Source organism: Streptomyces sp. AC627_RSS907, from assembly GCF_019049165.1.
Window position 1 is genome coordinate 1 of record NZ_JAGMUE010000030.1, and the last position, 13916, is coordinate 13916.

At 71.7% G+C, this 13916-nt stretch carries 15 protein-coding genes and 1 pseudogene; 8 read left to right on the forward strand and 8 right to left on the reverse strand.

What is annotated here, in order from left to right; translation table 11 throughout:
• Both KUM32_RS08370 and KUM32_RS08375 read left to right on the forward strand, forming a co-directional pair.
• Window positions 1–378 (forward strand): annotated as a pseudogene (locus tag KUM32_RS08370) (ATP-dependent helicase); the annotation flags it as partial.
• A 107-nt stretch (window positions 379–485) separates the two neighbouring features.
• Window positions 486–1373, forward strand: a complete 888-nt coding sequence (locus KUM32_RS08375) for an alpha/beta fold hydrolase (protein ID WP_217141166.1) — start codon at window positions 486–488, stop codon at window positions 1371–1373.
• Between the two features lie 17 nt (window positions 1374–1390).
• On the opposite strand, the gene KUM32_RS08380 is transcribed toward KUM32_RS08375, so the two are convergent.
• Window positions 1391–2296, reverse strand: coding sequence for an NYN domain-containing protein (locus tag KUM32_RS08380; RefSeq protein WP_217141339.1), 906 nt, complete (start codon window positions 2294–2296; stop codon window positions 1391–1393).
• Window positions 2297–2569: 273 nt separating this feature from the next.
• Here KUM32_RS08380 and KUM32_RS08385 point away from each other — a divergent pair, with 273 nt between their 5' ends.
• The gene (locus KUM32_RS08385; RefSeq protein ID WP_007444413.1) at window positions 2570–2722 is read left to right on the forward strand and encodes a hypothetical protein; all 153 of its coding nucleotides are present in this window, start codon (window positions 2570–2572) and stop codon (window positions 2720–2722) included.
• Window positions 2723–2790: 68 nt separating this feature from the next.
• On the opposite strand, the gene KUM32_RS08390 is transcribed toward KUM32_RS08385, so the two are convergent.
• The 4 genes from KUM32_RS08390 to KUM32_RS08405 form a co-directional block, all read right to left on the reverse strand.
• Window positions 2791–3396 (reverse strand): MarC family protein, encoded by a 606-nt coding sequence (locus tag KUM32_RS08390; protein ID WP_217141167.1) that lies wholly within the window; start codon window positions 3394–3396, stop codon window positions 2791–2793.
• A 55-nt stretch (window positions 3397–3451) separates the two neighbouring features.
• Window positions 3452–4309 (reverse strand): PHP domain-containing protein, encoded by an 858-nt coding sequence (locus KUM32_RS08395; protein WP_217141168.1) that lies wholly within the window; start codon window positions 4307–4309, stop codon window positions 3452–3454.
• A gap of 147 nt (window positions 4310–4456) precedes the next feature.
• Window positions 4457–5098, reverse strand: coding sequence for a DUF6758 family protein (locus KUM32_RS08400; protein WP_217141169.1), 642 nt, complete (start codon window positions 5096–5098; stop codon window positions 4457–4459).
• A gap of 404 nt (window positions 5099–5502) precedes the next feature.
• Entirely contained in the window at window positions 5503–6099 is a 597-nt protein-coding gene (locus tag KUM32_RS08405) for a suppressor of fused domain protein (protein ID WP_217141170.1), read from the reverse strand.
• Window positions 6100–6613: 514 nt separating this feature from the next.
• On the opposite strand from KUM32_RS08405, the gene KUM32_RS08410 reads away from it, so the two are divergent.
• Both KUM32_RS08410 and KUM32_RS08415 read left to right on the forward strand, forming a co-directional pair.
• A complete protein-coding gene (locus KUM32_RS08410) occupies window positions 6614–7729 on the forward strand; it encodes a magnesium and cobalt transport protein CorA (protein WP_217141171.1) in 1116 nt (371 codons plus the stop codon).
• A gap of 33 nt (window positions 7730–7762) precedes the next feature.
• Window positions 7763–8275 (forward strand): hypothetical protein, encoded by a 513-nt coding sequence (locus tag KUM32_RS08415; RefSeq protein ID WP_217141172.1) that lies wholly within the window; start codon window positions 7763–7765, stop codon window positions 8273–8275.
• A 37-nt stretch (window positions 8276–8312) separates the two neighbouring features.
• On the opposite strand, the gene KUM32_RS08420 is transcribed toward KUM32_RS08415, so the two are convergent.
• Window positions 8313–9008, reverse strand: coding sequence for a hypothetical protein (locus tag KUM32_RS08420; protein ID WP_254405222.1), 696 nt, complete (start codon window positions 9006–9008; stop codon window positions 8313–8315).
• A 311-nt stretch (window positions 9009–9319) separates the two neighbouring features.
• On the opposite strand from KUM32_RS08420, the gene KUM32_RS08425 reads away from it, so the two are divergent.
• Genes KUM32_RS08425 through KUM32_RS08435 form a run of 3 tightly spaced genes read left to right on the forward strand, consistent with a single transcriptional unit; the run spans window position 9320 to window position 12382 of the window.
• Entirely contained in the window at window positions 9320–10612 is a 1293-nt protein-coding gene (locus KUM32_RS08425; RefSeq protein ID WP_217141174.1) for a magnesium transporter MgtE N-terminal domain-containing protein, read from the forward strand.
• A complete protein-coding gene (locus KUM32_RS08430) occupies window positions 10602–11204 on the forward strand; it encodes a DUF1003 domain-containing protein (protein WP_217141175.1) in 603 nt (200 codons plus the stop codon). Before KUM32_RS08425 ends, KUM32_RS08430 begins: the two co-directional genes overlap by 11 nt.
• A gap of 44 nt (window positions 11205–11248) precedes the next feature.
• Window positions 11249–12382 (forward strand): Mrp/NBP35 family ATP-binding protein, encoded by a 1134-nt coding sequence (locus tag KUM32_RS08435; RefSeq protein ID WP_217141176.1) that lies wholly within the window; start codon window positions 11249–11251, stop codon window positions 12380–12382.
• Window positions 12383–12446: 64 nt separating this feature from the next.
• Here the strand turns inward: KUM32_RS08435 and KUM32_RS08440 are convergent, their stop codons facing one another.
• Entirely contained in the window at window positions 12447–13115 is a 669-nt protein-coding gene (locus KUM32_RS08440) for a hypothetical protein (protein WP_217141177.1), read from the reverse strand.
• A 272-nt stretch (window positions 13116–13387) separates the two neighbouring features.
• Window positions 13388–13870: a sec-independent translocase gene (locus tag KUM32_RS08445; RefSeq protein WP_217141178.1), complete on the reverse strand. Its 483-nt coding sequence runs from the start codon at window positions 13868–13870 to the stop codon at window positions 13388–13390.
• Window positions 13871–13916: the final 46 nt, after the last annotated feature.

Here is a 13916-nt window from a genome sequence, read left to right on the forward strand (position 1 = left end):
AAGACGGCCGAGGCCCCCCAGACCGTGACCGAGACAGCAGCACAGGCACAGGCACCGGAAACCACCGAGCCCAAGCCCCGACGCACCCGCAAGACGGCCACCACAGCAGAAACCGCCGCCGACACCACCGAAGCCACGGAAACCAAGCCCCGCCGCCGCACCCGCAAGACGGCCGAGGCCGTCGCGACCGCCGCCGAGATCCCGGCTCAGGCCTCCCACGAGGCGGAGACCGCACCGAAGCGCCGGACCCGTAAGGCCACGGCCACGGCCACGGCCACCGAGACGGCGGCCGACACGGCCGAGGCGAAGCCGAAGGCTCGCCGCACCCGGAAGGCGGCCACGGCTGCCTCCCAGCCCTCGGAGTCCAGCGAGAGCTGATCCGCACCGCTCACCCGGCCGTCGGCCCGGTCCCGCCTTCCACGCGGGCCCGGGCCGACGTCGTTCCCGGCCGCACCGTGCCACCCACCGACCGATAGCCTCTGCCCGTGAGCAGGAACGCCGTCTTCACCCCGCCCCCCGACGCCCGCGCGTACCGGCTGCGTACCGCGCGGGGCGAGTTCGCCGTCGTCGACTCGCCCGCGGCCGACGGTGTCGAGCCCCAGGGGACGGTGCTGATGCTGCCCGGTTTCACGGGGAGCAAGGAGGACTTCACGCTGCTGCACGAGCCGCTGGGGGCACGCGGGTACCGCACGGTCGCCGTCGACGGACGGGGCCAGTACGAGTCCGCCGGGCCCGAACACGACGAAGCGGCCTACGCTCAGACCGAGTTGGCTCGTGACGTGCTCGCGCAGGTCGCCGCCCTCGGGACGCGCGTCCATCTCGTCGGGCACTCCCTCGGTGGCCAGGTCGCGCGCGCCGCCGTCCTGCTCGACCACTCCCCCTTCGTGTCCGTGACGCTGATGTCCTCGGGCCCGGCACGGATCTCCCCGTCCCAGCAGCAGCGGGTGAAGCTCCTGCGGGAAGCGCTCGAGACCATGACGATGGCGGAGGTCTGGGAGGTGATCCAGGCCATGGGGCCGCCCGAGGAGGTCGGCGGGCCCGCCGTCGGCCCGGGCGACCCGGAACGGCTGCGCGACCGCTGGCTGGGCACCAGGCCCGCCCAACTCCTCGCCACCGGGCGCCAGTTGTGCAGCGAGCCGGACCGCGTCGCCGAACTCGCCGACGTGCCGTTGCCGTGCCACGTACTGTCGGGTGCCTACGACGACACCTGGCCCGTCCCCCTCCTGGACGAGATGGCGCGACGGCTCGACGCGCGCCGGACCGTCGTCCCCGGTGCCGAGCACTCCCCCAACACCGACCGGCCCCTGCCGACCGCCCGTGCCCTCGCCGACTTCTGGGACGACACGTCCGCACAGCGGCCGACGCGCTCCTGAGAACGGGGTGGAAGCCTTCAGTACTGCGCCTGCAGGTGCTCCCAGAAGCCGTCCCGCAGCGCCCGTCGCAGATCGGCCTGGCCGCGCAGCGAGTACTGGAGGAGCCCCTCGGCCTCGACCAGCAGGTCCTGGTCCACCGAGCCGGGGAGGTAGGGGTGGCCGGGGAGGAGTTCCACCAGTGACTCGCGGCCTCGTGCGGCCAGCCACTTCGCCGCGATCTGCGCGCCCACGAAGCGGACGTCCTCGCGGGCCGGCCGGGCCACACCCGCCGCTTCGAAGGCGTGGGCGGTGCGCCGGGAGACGTACGGCTTGAAGAAGTCCAGGTCGAAGGTGCGCTGGCTGTCGACCTCCCAGAGCAGCGGGTCGGCCTGGTTGCGCCCCTCGGGAGCCTCGATGCCCCACAGGTGGACGCGGGCGCCGTAGCCCTGGGCGGCCTCGACCGCCGACACCAGGTCCTCGTCGCCGCCGAGCAGTGCGGCGTCGCTGATGGCGCGGTAGCGGGCGAGGGACTCCAGGTCGGAGCGGATGAGGGAGTCGACGCCCTTCTGCTGGTTGTTGGCGTTCAGGTTGCCCAGGCGGACCTTCACGTCCGGCAGCTCGGCGATCGACTGCTGCTCGGCGGTGTGGATGCGGCGCCGGGCGCCGTCGTACCAGTAGACCCTCAGCAGGCGGCTGTCCGCGAAGATCGTGCGCGCCTTGTCGATGAGCGCGTCGATCAGCCCCTCGGCGTCCAGGTCGAAGGCCCGGCGGTCCTCGGTCCCGGCCACCAGTCGTCCGGCCGCCGCGTAGAGGTACCCGGCGTCCACGAAGATCGCATGGGTCGAGGGCGTCTTCGCCACCTCGGCGAGCATGCGCTGCAGCAGCTCGTTGGTGCGGTCGATGCGGGCGTTCAGGGACGCGAGGTCGTCGTTCATCGCCTCCATTGTCCCGGCGGTCACGCTTCGAACACAACCGGTCCCGGTCAGTCTTGCCGGGGTCCCGTCACACCGCCGGACGGCCGGCACGCGTACGGACAGCCGACGCGCACACGGACCGGTGATCTACCGGTCGGTAGTTAGACGTTCGAAAAATTTCTTTAGCGTAGGGAATGTTTGTACCACGCAGCCCGTTGACTATGACGGCACCACGGGCACCGACGACCCGGGAGCCCCGACAGTAGTTCTCCTCAGGAGGATGACCAGATCAAGGGAGAGGCCATGCGCTTTGAAGTCATGCGACTCGACGACGTCGACGGAACCCCCGTGGACACGACCGTCGTGGACGCCGCCTCCGTGAACCGCATCGTTCAACAGGCCGCCGCCATAGGGCAGCGCCTGTGGATCCGCCCCGCCGACACCTCGGCCTTGTAGCGGACCGCCCGCACACCTTCGGGGCCCCCGCACGGAACGCCGTGCGGGGGCCCCGACGCGTACCCGGATCACGCCCCCTTGATCACCTGCGTGACGCCGTTGATGATCTGCTGCACGGCGATCGCGGAGAGCATCATGCCGGCGAGACGGGTCACCAGGACCACGCCGCCGTCCTTGATGACCCGGATGATCAGCAGCGAGTAGCGCATCACCAGCCACAGCACGACATGGATCGCGAGGATCGCCCCCCACACCGACACCTGCGTGGTCACGCTGTCGGCCTTCTGCACGGCCAGGATGACCGACACGATCGCCCCGGGTCCGGCGAGCAGCGGCATGCCGAGGGGGACGAGCGCGACGTTGACGTCCTTGGTCTGTTTCGGCTCGTCCGTCTTGCCGGTGAGCAGGTCGAGCGCGATGAGCAGGAGGAGCAGTCCGCCGGCGATCATCAGCGCGGGCACGGACACGTGCAGGTAGTCCAGGATCTGGTGCCCCAGCAGACCGAACACGGTGATCACACCACCGGCGACGCACACGGCCTGGAAGGCCATCCGCTTCTGCACCTTCGCGGGACGACCGGAGGTCAGCGCGAGGAAGATCGGGGTGATCCCAGGGGGATCCATGATGACAAAAAGGGTCAGGAAGAGAGAGCCGAAGACGGCGACGTCGAGCATGGGTGAGCTACTGGCCTTGCGGAGGAGTGAAAGGTGGGTGTGCGGGCGGTGAGGCTCAGGCCCCGCCGGCCCCCGGCACGGGGAACGCCCCGAACGCCCGCCGCGTGATCTCCCCGTACACCTCGGGGTCGGTCGTGTACTCGCCGAGCACGCAGGCCTTCCGGCTGCCGTGGTAGTCGCTGGAGCCGGTGACCAGGAGCCCCAGCTCCTTCGCCGTGCCGCGCAGCCGCGCCCGCGTTTCCGCGTCGTGGTCCATGTGGTCGACCTCTATGCCGTCGAGTCCGGCGGCGGCCAGCTCGGCGATCGTGGCCTCCGGCACCGTACGTCCGCGCTTGGCGGCGGCCGGGTGCGCGAACACGGCGACCCCGCCCGCGCCCTTGATCAGCCGGAGCGCCTCGAAGGGGTCGGTCTCGTGCTTCTCCACGAAGGCCCGGCCGCCGTCGGCCAGCCAGTCCGGGGTGAAGGCGTCGCCCACGGTCGGCACCACGCCGAGTTCCACGAGCGCCGAGGCCACGTGGGGCCGCCCGACCGAGCCGTCGCCGGCGATCCGCGCGACCTGCTCCCAGGTGACCGGGACGCCCAGCGCGTTGAGCTTGGCGACCATTCCCCGGGCCCGCGGCACCCGGTCGTCCCGGACCAGCTCGCGCTCGGCGAGCAGGGCGGGCTCCTCGGGGTCGAAGAGGTAGGCGAGCATGTGCATGCTGACGCCGTCGATACGGCAGGAGAGTTCGGCGCCGGTGACCAGCGTGAGCCCCTTGGGCAGCGCGGCGAGCGCCTCGGCGTGCCCGCGGGTGGTGTCGTGGTCGGTCAGCGCGACGACGTCCAGTCCGGCCGCGGCGGCGTTGCGCACCAACTGGGCCGGGGTGTCCGTGCCGTCGGACGCGGTGGAGTGGGTGTGCAGATCGATGCGCACGACGCTGACTCCAGGCGATGACGGGACGGAAGGGGAGGCTCCAGGATAACCGGAACTTCGCCCACCGATGTCACACCCGCAGGGACCCTGCGCCCCCTACGTACCCCCTACGCACGGGAACCCCGCCGCACGCCCGGCCTCCCGGCGCTACGGCTGGATCAGCCGCGGCGACAGCGCCCCGCACGGCACCAGGTCCACCTCGGCGCCCGCGTCCCGCAGGTCGGTCAGCACCAGTTCCTCGTACATCAGCAGTCCCGACCGCTCGGGCCAGACGACGGCCCACAGCCACATCCCGAGGGCCTCCCCGGCGAAGACGGCGCGGTCGACGGGTGCACCGGAGACGTGCCACAGGGGGGTCGGGCGGCCGGCCGCCAGAACCTTGGCCTGGGGCGGCTTCTCGACGTTCATGTACGGGCCCGGGTCCGGGGCGTCGATGCCCGCGTACCGCGCACCGAGGCCGACGCCGAGCTCCTCGGCGACCAGGATCAGCTCACCGATACCACCGAGCGGGCCGGGGCCGGAGCAGGCCACCGCGGTCGCCCGGCCGCCGCTGCGGTCGTCACCCGCGCAGGTCACGCCGGTGAACAGCCAGCCGACCGGCAGCGGCCACGGCATCCACACCGGCACCTGCGTACGGTGCACCACGACGCCGAGCGCCTCGACGCTGGGCGGGAGCACGGGCTGGAGCGGGTGTACGACGCCGTGCACGTCGCACTGCCAGGACTCGGCGAAGAGACCGGGAGCCCTGACCCGGCCACCACACTTCGGGCAACTGGGTTCGCCCCTCATAGAGCCCCACGGTCCTACCCTCACACGCCCACGTCAAGGACGATCACCCATCCGGGCGGAACGACCGGCCGACGGGAACCAGATGCACACTGCATCGACCGGGCGTTCCTCGCGCGGGACGTCCCGCTCGCCGCCTTCTCGGTCCGGTGGTGCCGCGCACGCCGGTGCCCGCTCGGCACGCCGGTGCCGCTCGGCACGCCGGTGCGGTTCGGCACGCCCGTGCCGCTCACGGTCCTCCGTGCTCCGGCATCCGCACCCGTTCGCGATGCCCCCGGTCACCGTGGTGCCGGGCACGCCGGCGGGCCTCGTACGGCGCCGGGCGCCCGCCCTCCCCCGCTGTCGGCTCCGCTCGGGCACGGCCTCCGCCCACCGGGCGCTGCCCGTCGGGCACCGGGTGAGGTCGGTCACTCCAGCGGTACGGACCCGCGGGACGGATCCCGCAGGTCCGTACCGTGCGTCAGCCAGCGTTCCTGGAGCGCCGGGGCGCCGTGCACGCGCTTCCAGGCGGCCTCGTTCGGCGTCATCGGCAGCAGCGGCAGGAACCGCACGGGGTCCAGCGGGGCGTCCAGATCCAGGTCCTCCACCAGGCCGCCCGGCTCGGCGACCAGGACCGAGGTGAACGGGGCGCCGGGCCACAGGGGTTCGCCGATGTCCAGCGAGGCGCCGGGAGCCACGACGACGCCTTCGACCTGCGGGGACGCGGCCAGCACGGCGAGCGGCCGGAGCACCTTGTCCGTGTCGGCGCGGCCCGCGCGGACAGAGAGGACCAACTCGGCGCGAGGGCCCTTGACCGGGTCGGCGAGCACTGCCGTGGGGTCCGCCATGGGCTGCGCGGACATGCCCAGGGTCGCGTAGCGCACGATGTCGCCCTCCTGGCCGCCGCCGGGGAAGCGCAGCACCTCGATGCGGTCGGTGCCGAGGAAGGTGACCGCCGCGCGCGCGTCCGGCTCGCCCAGTGCGCTGCGCAACCGGGCCTCGACCAGAGGAAGAACATCAGCCATGCGGCGAGCATAGAACTCGTAGGGAAGCGGCAAAGCGGCGCCTTGACACGCCGGGCGACTGGTACTCTGGGGCAGCGGTTCGGGACAGCACGCAGTGCGTCGCGATCAAGCTCCCGACGCTATGAAGACTCCCCTACGGGGAACCCCTCCAAACAAGGGGAATGGATCGTCCCTCACGAGGGACCGGCCGGAGGAGGTGGGGCTGGCATGGACCGAAGTCGACCGTGCAGTACCACCCGCTCTTCCGGCCGCTGACGCAGCTGCTCCGGCTCTCCGCCTCTGCCGCTTCCCCTCATCCGCGCGCCTTCACTCGGAAGAGCACTTCGTCTCGTTGTGCCTGGTCCGGTCCACCGGTTCGGATCAGCAGCTGAACCAGCAGCGAAGCCGGCCACCGCAACGGTGCGGTGCCCCCCGCTTTGTGGACGCGCCGAGCACGCGTGATCAGGACGTCCTCATTCCGGGTGGTTCCACCCGGCACCGGCCCCGCTCGCTGCCCGTCGCGAAGGAGCCTGCCATGTCCATGATCCGTGACCTGCGCGCCGCGGTCCGCCCGTCCCGCGTCACCCCGCGCAAGGAAACCGGCGCCTACGACACCACCCGCGACCCGGCGACCGCCTCCGCCGTCGTCGACTGCGCCGTCTACCGCGACGGCGTGCGCGTCGAGACGTCCGCGCCGCTCAGCCCGCACCAGGCGATGCGCCAGGTACGCCGCGACGGCGGCTTCGTGTGGATCGGCCTGCACGAGCCCACCGAGGACGAATTCGCCGGTATCGCCCGGGAGTTCGGGCTGCACCCGCTGGCCGTGGAGGACGCCGTCCAGGCCCACCAGCGCCCCAAGCTGGAGCGTTACGACGACTCCCTGTTCACGGTCTTCAAGACCATCCACTACGTCGACCACGACGAACTCACCGCCAACAGCGAGGTCGTCGAGACCGGCGAGGTCATGTGCTTCACCGGACGGGACTTCTTCATCACCGTCCGGCACGGCGGGCAGGGTTCGCTGCGCGCACTGCGCTGCCGGCTCCAGGACGACCCGGAACTGCTGCTCAAGGGTCCCTCCGCGGTGCTGCACGCCATCGCCGACCACGTCGTCGACGGCTACATCGCGGTCGCCGACGCGGTGCAGGACGACATCGACGAGGTCGAGACGGAGGTGTTCTCACCGGGCCGCAAGGGCTCGCCGCGCGGCACGGACGCCGGCCGGATCTACCAACTCAAGCGCGAGGTGCTGGAGTTCAAGCGGGCGGTGTCGCCGCTGCTGCGGCCCATGCAGCTGCTCAGCGAGCGGCCGATGCGGCTGATCGACCCGGAGATCCAGAAGTACTTCCGGGACGTCGCCGACCACGTGGCGCGGGTGCAGGAGCAGGTCATCGGCTTCGACGAGCTTCTGAACTCCATCCTCCAGGCCAACCTCGCCCAGGCGTCCGTCGCGCAGAACGAGGACATGCGCAAGATCACCTCGTGGGCCGCGATCATCGCCGTACCGACGATGGTGTGCGGGGTGTACGGCATGAACTTCGACCACATGCCGGAGACCCACTGGAAGTTCGGCTACCCGATGGTCCTGTCGATCACGGTCGGCATCTGTCTGGGCATCCACCGCACGCTCAAGCGCAACGGCTGGCTCTGAGCGGGGCCGCACCCGGCTGGATAGGCTGACCGCATGACACGTGAGCTGCTCGACCGGGCCCTCGTCGAGGAGGCCACGAAGAAGTCCGGCCTCGTCTGGGTCAAGGGGCCCGGGGTGCCCGCCCGGGCGCTGTGGCACGTCTGGCACGAGGGGGCGGCGTGCGTCGTCGGCGACGGTCCCGGCGAGCAGCCGCTGCCGGGACTGGCCGACGGGGCGGCGGCCGAGGTGACGGTGCGCAGCAAGGACAAGGGGGGCCGCCTGGTCTCCTGGGCGGCGCGGGTCGTGGAGCTGCCGACCGGTTCCGAGGCGTGGCGGGCGGCGGTCGCCGACCTCAAGGGCAAACGCCTGAACGCGCCGGACGGCGAGGCGATGACCGAGCGCTGGGCCCGCGAGTGCCGGGTGCTGCGCCTGGAGCCGACGGGCGCCGTCGCGCCTCTGCCCGACGGGTCGCTGGCCGAGGCACCACTGCCGACCCCGGCGACGACGCGCGAACCGGTCCCGGCGGGACTGCCGCGTCTGCTGACGAAGCGGCGCCGCCACCGGTAGCCGGACCGGGGCCTGCCGGACGGCCCCGGCCAGGAAGCTAGGACATCGGCAGTTGCCTGCCGTAGTCCAGGGTGTCGTCCTTCGCCGGTTCCTCGAGCGCGAAGGGCTTGTTCCAGTCCGAGAAGCCGATCGTGCCCGCGCTGCCCGCCCGCACCAGGCGCAGCGGATACGGCGTGCCCTCCAGGGAGACGTCGAGCGAGCCGCCGGAGCCCTCGTCGCCGGTGATGCGGATGGTGCGCACGCCCGCCTGCTCGTGCCGGCCGTCCGTCTCCACCGTGCCGTGCAGGGTCAGCAGATCGCCGAGGAGGACGTCCTTGTCCGTGAAGCCACTGAACTTCTTGTACGCGGGATCGCCCTGCGGCACCTTCACGTACTTGCCGGCCAGCTTGCCGGCGGCCGCGGCGTCGCCCCCGTCGTGACTCCAGAAGCCGGCGTCGGCCTTGAGGAAGAGCTGCTCGCCGACGCGCAGCAGCCCGAACGTCGTCCCCTCGGCGGCGACCGACCCGGTGCCTCCGCCGGGCTTCAGCCGCATGTCGAGGGTGTACGTGCTCCCGCCCGCGGCCACCGTCCCGTGCAGACGCACCGCTTCCGCGGTCTCGGCGGCCGTACGGGTCTTGGCGTGGATCTTGTCGGCCGGGAGCTTCCCGACGCCGTTGGTCCCCGCGTCCGGGTCCTCGCCGCTGCATCCCGTCAGCCCCGCTCCCGTCACCGCCAGGGCGCACACCGCGCCCATCAGAGCGGCCCTGCGGATTCGGCGCCGGGGAGTCACAGACACAGGGGGACTGCCTTTCTGACACGGGCGGACACGGGCGGACACGGGACCGGCAGGCCGGCAGGGGGCCGGGCAGGGTCCGAGTGGCGTACGGCAGCGTACCGGGGCCGCGGAGGGCGAGCGGAGCCAGTCCGTCCGGACCGGCCACCCGGGCGGACCCGTTCCGGACGGGCTAGCCTGAAGCCCGTCCGAGCGGGCAATTCGGAAAAGGGACACCGTACGGAACAGCTCTCACGCAGACCTACGCACGCTTACGAAAAGGAGCCGCGGCCATGGCAGCGGGCGCCCCCCGGATCTTCGTCTCGCACCTCTCGGGCATCGCCGTGTTCGACCCGGCCGGCGACCAGGTGGGACGTGTCCGCGATCTGGTCGTCATGCTCCGCGTCGGCCGCAAACCCCCGCGGGTGCTGGGTCTGGTCGTCGAGCTCACCACGCGCCGCCGCATCTTCCTGCCGATGACCCGGGTCACCGGCATCGAGTCCGGCCAGGTCATCACCACCGGCGTGGTCAACGTCCGGCGGTTCGAGCAGCGGCCCACCGAGCGCCTCGTCTTCGGCGAACTCCTCGACCGGCGGGTCACGCTCACCGAGACCGGCGAGGAGGCCACCGTCCTCGACCTGGCCGTGCAGCAGCTGCCGGCCCGCCGGGACTGGGAGATCGACAAGGTCTTCGTCCGCAAGGGGAAGAAGGGCGGCGCCTTCCGGCGCAACAAGGGAGAGACCCTGACCGTCGAGTGGTCCGGCGTCACCGGCTTCTCCGTGGAGGAGCAGGGGCAGGGTGCCGAGACCCTCCTCGCCACCTTCGAGCAGCTGCGCCCCGCCGACCTCGCCAACGTCCTGCACCACCTGTCCGCCAAGCGCCGCGCCGAGGTCGCCGCGGCCCTCGACGACGACCGCCTGGCCGACGTGCTGGAGGAGCTGCCGGAGGACGACCAGATCGAGATCCTCGGCAAGCTCAAGGAGGAGCGCGCCGCGGACGTACTGGAGGCGATGGACCCCGATGACGCCGCCGACCTGCTGGGCGAGCTGCCCGAGGACGACAAGGAACGGCTGCTGAGCCTGATGCAGCCCGCCGACGCGGCCGACATGCGGAGGCTGATGGCCTACGAGGAGCACACGGCGGGCGGTCTGATGACGACCGAGCCGATCGTGCTGCGGCCCGACGCCACCGTCGCCGACGCCCTGGCCCGCATCCGCAACCCCGACCTGTCCCCGGCACACGCGGCCCAGGTCTACGTCTGCCGCCCGCCCGAGGAGACCCCGACCGGCAAGTACCTGGGCACGGTCCACTTCCAGCGGCTGCTGCGCGACCCCCCGTACACCCTGGTCGGCTCGATCCTCGACGACGATCTCCAGCCCCTGGAGCCGGACGCCGCGCTGCCGGTGGTCGCCGGGTTCTTCGCCACGTACGACATGGTCGCGGCGCCGGTCGTCGACGAGTCGGGGTCGCTGCTGGGCGCCATCACGGTGGACGACGTACTGGACCACATGCTGCCCGACGACTGGCGGGAGACGGAGTACCACCTCGACGAGACGACGGCGGAGGTGAGTGCCGATGGCGCCTGAGCGTGAGGCGGCGGCCCGTGAACGCGCGGTGTCGGGGGCCACGGCGGCCTCCCGTTCCCGCGGCACCCGCCTGGACCAGCCCCGGCCGCCGCGCCGCCGCCTGCTTCCCGAGTGGGACCCGGAGGCCTTCGGACGGCTGTCGGAGCGCATCGCGCGTTTCCTGGGGACCGGGCGGTTCATCGTCTGGATGACGGTCGTCATCATCGTCTGGGTGGTGTGGAACGTGTCCGCGCCCAGCAGTCTGCGCTTCGACGAGTACCCGTTCATCTTCCTGACGCTGATGCTCTCGCTACAGGCTTCCTATGCGGCCCCTCTGATCCTGCTCGCGCAGAACCGGCAGGACGACCGGGACCGGGTCAATCTGGAGCAGGACCGCAAGCAGAACGAGCGGTCGATCGCCGACACCGAGTACCTGACCCGCGAGATCGCCGCCCTGCGCATCGGCCTCGGCGAGGTCGCCACGCGGGACTGGATCCGCTCTGAGCTGCAGGATGCGCTCAAGGAGCTGGAGGAGCGGCAGGACGGCCACCACCGCGACCCCCGGGTGCTCCCGGCGGAACGGTCCGGGGGACGTGACGCACACGACCGGTGACGGGGCTTTCCGTGCCCCCTGGGCGGCGCCGTACCATCGTGCTTATGGCTACGGAAGACGCGGTGCGCGAGGCACTGGCGACGGTGAACGACCCCGAGATCAACCGGCCCATCACCGAGCTCGGGATGGTCAAGTCGGTGGCGATCGGCGCGGACGGAGCGGTCGCGGTCGCCGTGTACCTGACGGTTTCCGGCTGTCCCATGCGCGACACGATCACGCAGCGCGTGACGGACGCGGTGTCCCGGGTCGAGGGCGTCACGCGGGTCGACGTCGAGCTCGACGTGATGAGCGACGAACAGCGCCGTGAGCTGGCCACCGCCCTGCGCGGCGGCCAGACCGAGCGCGAGGTGCCCTTCGCCAAGCCCGGCAGCCTGACCCGGGTCTACGCGGTCGCCTCCGGCAAGGGCGGCGTCGGCAAGTCCTCGGTGACGGTGAACCTGGCGGCGTCGATGGCGGCGGACGGTCTGAAGGTCGGCGTCGTCGACGCCGACATCTACGGCCACTCCGTGCCCCGCATGCTGGGCGCCGACGGGCGGCCCACCCAGGTCGAGAACATGATCATGCCGCCCTCGGCCAACGGCGTGAAGGTCATCTCCATCGGCATGTTCACCCCGGGCAACGCCCCCGTCGTCTGGCGCGGCCCGATGCTGCACCGCGCGCTCCAGCAGTTCCTGGCGGACGTCTACTGGGGCGACCTGGACGTCCTGCTGCTCGACCTGCCGCCCGGCACCGGCGACATCGCGATCTCCGTCGCGCAGCTCGTCCCGAACGCCGAGATCCTGGTCGTGACGACCCCTCAGCAGGCCGCGGCCGAGGTGGCGGAGCGGGCCGGCGCCATCGCCGTCCAGACCCACCAGAAGATCGTCGGCGTGGTCGAGAACATGTCCGGGCTGCCATGCCCGCACTGCGGCGAGATGGTCGACGTGTTCGGCACGGGTGGCGGCCAGCTGGTCGCCGACGGCCTGACCCGCACGACCGGCGCCTCGGTCCCGGTCCTCGGCTCCATCCCGATCGACGTCCGCCTGCGGGAGGGCGGCGACGAGGGCCGGCCCGTCGTCCTGTCCGACCCGGACTCCCCCGCGGGCGCGGCACTGCGCTCGATCGCGGGGAAGCTGGGCGGGCGTCAGCGGGGCCTGTCGGGGCTGTCGCTGGGGATCACCCCGAAGAACAAGTTCTGACGTTCCGTACGGCACCGGGGGCGCTGTCCGCCGTGACGGCGCCCCTCGTCGTGCCGGCGGACGGCTAGGCGTACGCGGCGATGTCCTGGACCACGGAGAAGGCCAGCCCGTAGGCGCTCATGCCCCTGCCGTACGCCCCGAGGTGGACGCCCTGTTCGGTGGAACCGGCAAGGACCCAGCCGAACTCGGACTCCCGGTAGTGGAACGACGTCGGCACGCCGTCCACGGGGAGGGACAGGGTCGACCAGTCCTCTCCGGCGAGGTCGTCGGCGAGGACCCACGCGGTCTCGGTCTGCTGCTCCAGCCAGTCGTCGCGCAGCGAGTGGTCCATCTGGGGCCAGGTGCAGGACAGCAGCCCCACACCGGCGAGCCAGGCGGCCGAGGACACCGACGTGGCCTCCAGCAGGCCCGTGCCGTCGGCGCTGCGCCGGTCGGGGTTGGCCGCGACGGTCACGACGACCGTGAACTTCCCCCTGGCGTCCTGTCCGTCGCCCGCCACGTACTCGTTGCGCACCGACGGTTCGTCGCCGTGGCCGATCGAACCGTGCTCCACGGCCCCGTCGGCCGCCGTACCGACCTGCATCAGCCAGCGCCGTCCCGTGAAGGCCTCGTCCAGGCCGTACCAAGGAAAGGGCGCGCGCAGGTATCCGTCGATCGAACGCCGGGCGGAGGAGACCTGTGGTCCGTCCTCCGCGGCCGGCGCCTGCGCGACCGCCCCACTCGTCGTCTCCATGTGCCCGGACGCCTCCTCGCTCTCGTCGGACCGGAACGGCCCGCCCCCCTTCGGGCGCACTCGTCCGGTCCGCACAACAACTCGGCAGCATAACCACACCCATCGGCGGCAGCCGGGAAACCGACCGGCGCGTGGGTCGCGCGGGCGGCGCCCTCAGGGCCGGTGCGCCCTACGGAACCCGTCCGGAATATGAGGCGCGTCACATGCGGCGAGTGAGTGAACCCGTGCTGTACGGCGGCCCGGCGCTCGGGGCCGGGTGGCGTCCGCGTCGATCAGGTGGCGTCCGCGTCGAAGGGCGGACGGTCGTCGCGGGCGGGGGTCTCGGGCTTCTTCGACATGTCGACGCGACCGCCGGTGGAACCAGACCCAGACGACACGGACGACGCGGACGACGCGCCGGAGGCGGAGGAGGAGGCGGACGACGCGTCGGACTCACGGCCGTGGACCGCGTCGGTGACCTCGGCCATCTCCTTCTTCAGGTCGAAGCCGTTGCGGATCTCCTTGAGCCCCAGTTCGTCGTTCTCCATCTGCTTGCGGATGAACGTCTTGGGGTTGAGGTCCTCGAACTCGAAGTCCTTGAACTCGGGGCCCAGCTCCTGCCGGATGTCCTGCTTGGCGCTGTCCGAGAACTCCCGGATCTTCCGGATGGTGCGCGTCACGTCCTGGATGACCTTGGGAAGCTTGTCCGGACCGAAGACGAGCACGGCGAGGACGACGAGCGTGACCAGCTCGAGTGGTCCTATGTCATTGAACACCTGAAGCTCCTTGGGATGTCCGGGCCGCCACAACGGTACCCGCCGA

Bases quoted from the DNA above. Each gene is read 5' to 3' on its own strand.
- KUM32_RS08380 (WP_217141339.1), bottom strand. From the start codon at position 2,296: ATGGAGGCGATGAACGACGACCTCGCGTCCCTGAACGCCCGCATCGAC.
- KUM32_RS08385 (WP_007444413.1), top strand. From the start codon at position 2,570: ATGCGCTTTGAAGTCATGCGACTCGACGACGTCGACGGAACCCCCGTG.
- KUM32_RS08390 (WP_217141167.1), bottom strand. From the start codon at position 3,396: ATGCTCGACGTCGCCGTCTTCGGCTCTCTCTTCCTGACCCTTTTTGTC.
- KUM32_RS08400 (WP_217141169.1), bottom strand. From the start codon at position 5,098: ATGAGGGGCGAACCCAGTTGCCCGAAGTGTGGTGGCCGGGTCAGGGCT.
- KUM32_RS08405 (WP_217141170.1), bottom strand. From the start codon at position 6,099: ATGGCTGATGTTCTTCCTCTGGTCGAGGCCCGGTTGCGCAGCGCACTG.
- KUM32_RS08410 (WP_217141171.1), top strand. From the start codon at position 6,614: ATGTCCATGATCCGTGACCTGCGCGCCGCGGTCCGCCCGTCCCGCGTC.
- KUM32_RS08415 (WP_217141172.1), top strand. From the start codon at position 7,763: ATGACACGTGAGCTGCTCGACCGGGCCCTCGTCGAGGAGGCCACGAAG.
- KUM32_RS08420 (WP_254405222.1), bottom strand. From the start codon at position 9,008: ATGGGCGCGGTGTGCGCCCTGGCGGTGACGGGAGCGGGGCTGACGGGA.
- KUM32_RS08425 (WP_217141174.1), top strand. From the start codon at position 9,320: ATGGCAGCGGGCGCCCCCCGGATCTTCGTCTCGCACCTCTCGGGCATC.
- KUM32_RS08430 (WP_217141175.1), top strand. From the start codon at position 10,602: ATGGCGCCTGAGCGTGAGGCGGCGGCCCGTGAACGCGCGGTGTCGGGG.
- KUM32_RS08435 (WP_217141176.1), top strand. From the start codon at position 11,249: ATGGCTACGGAAGACGCGGTGCGCGAGGCACTGGCGACGGTGAACGAC.
- KUM32_RS08440 (WP_217141177.1), bottom strand. From the start codon at position 13,115: ATGGAGACGACGAGTGGGGCGGTCGCGCAGGCGCCGGCCGCGGAGGAC.